The organism is Paraburkholderia sp. RL18-085-BIA-A, from assembly GCF_046027075.1.
Taxonomy (GTDB): Bacteria; Pseudomonadota; Gammaproteobacteria; order Burkholderiales; family Burkholderiaceae; genus Paraburkholderia.
The window spans coordinates 1-4,545 of the sequence record NZ_JARESU010000286.1 but is presented as its reverse complement, the minus strand read 5'-3'; the positions used below and the strand labels follow the sequence as shown (position 1 = coordinate 4,545).

5 protein-coding genes are annotated in these 4,545 nt (G+C 53.4%); all 5 read right to left on the bottom strand.

Annotation, left to right across the window (positions count from 1 at the left end; translation table 11 throughout):
- Window positions 1–46: 46 nt before the first annotated feature.
- Entirely contained in the window at window positions 47–175 is a 129-nt protein-coding gene (locus tag P0D89_RS51070) for a hypothetical protein (protein ID WP_408379339.1), read from the bottom strand.
- Between the two features lie 36 nt (window positions 176–211).
- The gene (locus P0D89_RS51065; RefSeq protein WP_408379336.1) at window positions 212–697 is read right to left on the bottom strand and encodes a hypothetical protein; all 486 of its coding nucleotides are present in this window, start codon (window positions 695–697) and stop codon (window positions 212–214) included.
- A complete protein-coding gene (locus tag P0D89_RS51060; RefSeq protein WP_408379334.1) occupies window positions 694–2,448 on the bottom strand; it encodes a LysM peptidoglycan-binding domain-containing protein in 1,755 nt (584 codons plus the stop codon). The genes P0D89_RS51065 and P0D89_RS51060 overlap by 4 nt, the downstream gene beginning before the upstream one ends.
- A gap of 3 nt (window positions 2,449–2,451) precedes the next feature.
- Window positions 2,452–3,030: a hypothetical protein gene (locus P0D89_RS51055; protein ID WP_408379332.1), complete on the bottom strand. Its 579-nt coding sequence runs from the start codon at window positions 3,028–3,030 to the stop codon at window positions 2,452–2,454.
- On the bottom strand, window positions 3,027–4,545 hold a 1,519-nt coding region (locus P0D89_RS51050; RefSeq protein ID WP_408379329.1), incomplete at its 5' end, for a DUF2345 domain-containing protein. The genes P0D89_RS51055 and P0D89_RS51050, both read right to left, overlap by 4 nt.

The window sequence follows — 4,545 nt, the reverse complement described above, 5'->3', positions numbered from 1 at the left end:
TCACCCATTCACTACCCCCTCAATATTGACACTGTTCGCGACTTCGTCACGTCTGCTCCATCGCTAACAAAGCCATACGGGCAGCGGGTACGCCTTCATAGCGCATTGTCTCTAGCGCGGTGACGACATCACCGGCGAAGTCGGTTTTGTATCCGAAACGAATGACATCAATCACAAAATTGTCTACGACGCAATACCTCGCGCTCAAGCGTCAAGGTAAGTTAATAACTTGGCTGCAAGGCATTTTTTTCCCTCCGTCGATTGTCAGGTCGAAATACGGCCTATGATCAAAATGTCGTTCATCCGCATCAGGATCAGGAATATCTCGAAATCTCTCGAAAATGAGAGTCTTGCCGTCGTGCAACTGAATCGACATGAACTTCATTGAGTGATCGAATTTCGGTGCCCCCCATGACGAATCGATAGGCGCACCGTCTCCTTTGGACAGGTATATTGACAGAACTTCGCCCCATTCCGAGTGAGGAATCACCCTCATCTGATCGGAATCCGCTTGAGGTACGCTCACGCTAACGGAGAGTCTGTTCCCACTATTACCCATGCAAACGAACTCTTGGTTACCTCCGAACCGACTCTGAAACTCAACGAACGGGTCATGGCTACCTTGACCAGCATTGGCAAGATTACCGAAGCAAGAGAGTGCGGCACCACAGATGAAAAATAAATCTATCGACTTCATTTCACCCAAACTCCTATCACCTTCCTTCCCTTACCTATCAAAGTGGGTGGCTCACCCTTTCGCATCACCCTGCTATTTGGGCTGATGTAATCGCTGGCAAACAAATGTCCAGGAAGTACCACTTCGGCATGACCGTGCTTCGTGCCGTCAGTTGTGCCGTAGACAATCACGGCACCCTCCGGCGCGTCGTAGGGACTGGCGATGTGATAGGAGGCATCTGAAAGAATGTTCTTGAATCCCGCGTTTTCAAGATCGATTCCAGCATCTTTTGCTTCGACTTGGGCTAGATACGAATCCACCAGACCCGACGCCAAGAGTGCAATCTTCACATACTTATAGCACTCTAAGGTCGACACGCCAGGAGCCTTCTCAACGCTATAGATCGGCCTTCCTTGCTTCGCGTTTTGCGCCGCGACAGGGCCGCTAAAACCTGCGTTTTTCTTTCCGTACTTTGCGTCTCTACGCAGAATCTCAAACATCTTCTGCTTGGGGTCGCCCTCGGGAGCAGAGTCGTCTGCCGCCTCCGCCACTCCAACAGGATGGCCGTTGTCGTTGCGGGTCACTTTCACCTGATTCGGTGCCTGAGATGCTTGCTGGGAATCCGATTGATTTCCTGAGGATGCTGGTGTGGCAGGTGTCGCTGCAGAAGGCGCAGCGGTCGAAGGATCCGTTGTCGAAGTCGAAGCAGGTGACGACGAAGCACGTGAAGACCCGCTCGATGCTGGCCCCGTCAATGGCAATTTGATTTTTTGTCCTGGCTTAATTATGTTGCCGTCCAGACCGGGATTCACGCGCCGTATCGCGGCAACGCTCGTGCCGTGCTCGTGGGCGATTTTCCATAGAGAGTCACCGTACTGGACAGTGTATGTATCCAGCTTGCTATTCCGGCGGTGATCTCCAGGTGCACCAGAATGCGCGGTTGTCTTCGCTTCGTGTTTACTATTTGGGCTAATCAGTGTCAAAGAGGACAATGAGCTGGAAATACTTCCGTTCCAGGCCATTTCTGAATTCGCTTCCACCTCTCCTTCCATCACCCAAAGTTCCAACATCTGAGTGAACGAAATGTTCTTGAGGGGCTGACTGATTTTCCCGGAAGAATCGCTATGACCTTCCTGCAAAACTTTACTATCTGATTTCACCTCATATTTCACGCCCGACAGCGGTCGTTTCTTCTTGTCAACGAACTTAACGTCCAAAGTTCCAGAACAGCACCCGAGGTCGTAGTCGTTGAATTTCTCGATGTAGTCTGAAACTGATGTACCGTTCGCGTCTTCCGGGTCCTGTTTCCCCTTCGAAGTAAGGAATTGCATAAGTCCGGGATATTTGTCGGTTCCAAACCCTTTTAGGTGAGCCGCGCCAACCATTCCGGAATGGGTAACTTTCATGCCGGAAATTACCTTTCCTTCATATTTATCAGCGCCAGCTTTATGGGCTCGAGAACACAGCAACCTAACCCATGCCACGGCAGCAACGTCCTGCTCGTCCGGAGAATTCCTGAAATCCTCCAGACTGCTGATTCGATCCTTTCCGGTCCACTTCCCGTTCCACTGATACCTGAATACCTCATGACCATCCGGCATCTTGACCCACGGCGATGAGCCGTCCGATACGTAATAGCCAAGGTCGATTAGCGCACTTTCGCCGAATTGATATTTCCCAACGTACCCGAACTTATTAATGACTTTATAGTCGCCTCCCCCCTCGCTCTGAGCGAGAGCATTCAGGAACTCTCGAATTCCGCCTTTACTCATAATTCAATCCTTCCTGCAAAAAATTCGGACGTCGTCCGCGTCGATCCTGATCGGATATTTATTCTCAATCAACGCCTTCTCTGCATCGCTTGGGTTCCCGAGCCATTTTGGTGTGCAACGATATAGCAGTCGCCCAGCCGCGCGATGGGTCTGTTCGTCGTAAAGCAGAGCAACATTCGTGACGTTGCACTGATTCGCTTGGCAAATGTGGTAGAGCCACTCACGAGACTGGCCTATTTTCCAAAGCGATCCTTCTGTCGCAGGACCACTCAGCAATCGCTTTCGAAGCATTTGCACATCCAAGCCAGATAGATTCAGAAAGCCATCAAGCGCTGCTGACACCGCCCCGCCAATCACCGTCCCATATTGATCTCCATCCGGATCTACGAGGTTGAAGATCTCCGTTTTATATCCCGAGCTTGCCGGAGTGACGTTTTCCGGAACAGGCAACTGACTTTGGGCAATACAACCAAATGTCAATGGGCAAAACAAAACTACCCAAAGAAATCTGGTCCGAGCCTGTAACGATAAAATTCCAGCGAAGGCGTTAGAGCGCATTTTTTTATTACAATCTCGCATCATTCCTCTACTTCATTTCCGTCAGCGAACAGGTCATCGTTGACCGAGTCCATATGGTGAGACCAATCGCCGTTTCTCACGCTGACCTGAACTTTCTCTTCCTTTCCCGTGAAAACTCTTCCAGTCATGCCATCCTCGTCGAGCGTTCCGCAATATTGAATATTCTTGCCGACTTTTATCAGGTACGACGCGTTTTCCGATATTCCTCCATCTGCGGACGCTCCCGATAAATCGAATCGCAAGCTATACGGTCCGGAACTCTGAGGTACCGGCATCACCGGCAACGGCAGGTGCATCGACGCCTTGCCCTTCTTCTGGACCGTAATGGTCTTGAGGAACAAGTCGAACGGACCACCAAGCGTGATGCTGCCGTCCTTGAACTGGATGAACGCGCCACCACACTCAAGAATGAGTTCCTTCTTCGCGACGACACTCACTCTTCCGTTGACACTCGCAACGTTTATATCCTTGTCCGCAATGAACGACAGCGGCCCACCCTGGGCCTGAATCTCGACGGGGCCTTGGGCAGCAAAAGCCTTGAAGCCGAGTTTCTGTGCGAACAGCGAAATGCTCTCGCCCGCAGCGACGGTAAAGCGCTTCAGCACGCTCCAGTCAGCGTTCTTCCCAGCCACGGCGTTGATGCTGTCCTGCGCCGCGAACTGGATGCCCTGGCCCGCGACGATGCCCGCCGAGGCGGGGGTGCTCATCAGCAGTCCCGGCTTTTTCAGACCGTCGAAATCCTCCTTCATCTGCTGCTGCTCACAGGTGTCGGCAGGCTCGGCCTTCGCGCTGCTGGCGGAACCCGCCAGCGCCTTTGCAAGCTCCAGCGCGCTTTCGAGTTGGGCAATGATTTCCTGCATGTCAAGCTGCTTGCCACTCGCGCCTGGACGGTCGTAGGTCGTGACCATCACGCCCTTGCCCGCGCGGATCGCCCCCCAGCCCGAAGACCTCAGCTCATAGCCTTCGCCCCGGTATTCGAGCTTGCTGTTCACCAGGTAGCCGAGATTCAGTTGCGACTTGCCGGAGTGCTCCGTGCTGACCTTGATGCCTTCCTGGCCCGACCAGTCCTCAAAGCGAATCTTGTTGTTCTTCTGCGTGCGGATCACGTTGCGCGAGAGCCAGCGCCGGTCGTTCGTTACCAGGTCGCGCGCCTGGCTGTGATGGTGGAAGGCTGTGATTTCGGGCTTGTCCGGGTCGCCGTCCCGGAAGGAAATCACCGCCTCGTCATTATCCAGCGCGACGAAGTGCATCCCGGTTTGCAGCTTGCCCGCGAAAGGCTTCGCCAGGCGCAGCGGTACGCTCTCACCGCCCTTCGGCCAGTTGCCGAAATCGGCATCCAGACGGACGGTGTAATATCCGGCGGAATTCAGATAGCCGTAGGTGTATTTGTCCGGACTGCAAATGCGGGCAGAGAGCGTGCCGGAAATGCGAGTCCAATTTTCCGGTTCGAGCTGGAGCCGGAAACGCCGGCCAACGGGAATCGCCCTGAAGCTGTTTGAATAGGACGCATCGCGTGCG

Bases quoted from the DNA above. Each gene is read 5' to 3' on its own strand.
- P0D89_RS51065 (WP_408379336.1), bottom strand. From the start codon at position 697: ATGAAGTCGATAGATTTATTTTTCATCTGTGGTGCCGCACTCTCTTGC.
- P0D89_RS51060 (WP_408379334.1), bottom strand. From the start codon at position 2,448: ATGAGTAAAGGCGGAATTCGAGAGTTCCTGAATGCTCTCGCTCAGAGC.
- P0D89_RS51055 (WP_408379332.1), bottom strand. From the start codon at position 3,030: ATGATGCGAGATTGTAATAAAAAAATGCGCTCTAACGCCTTCGCTGGA.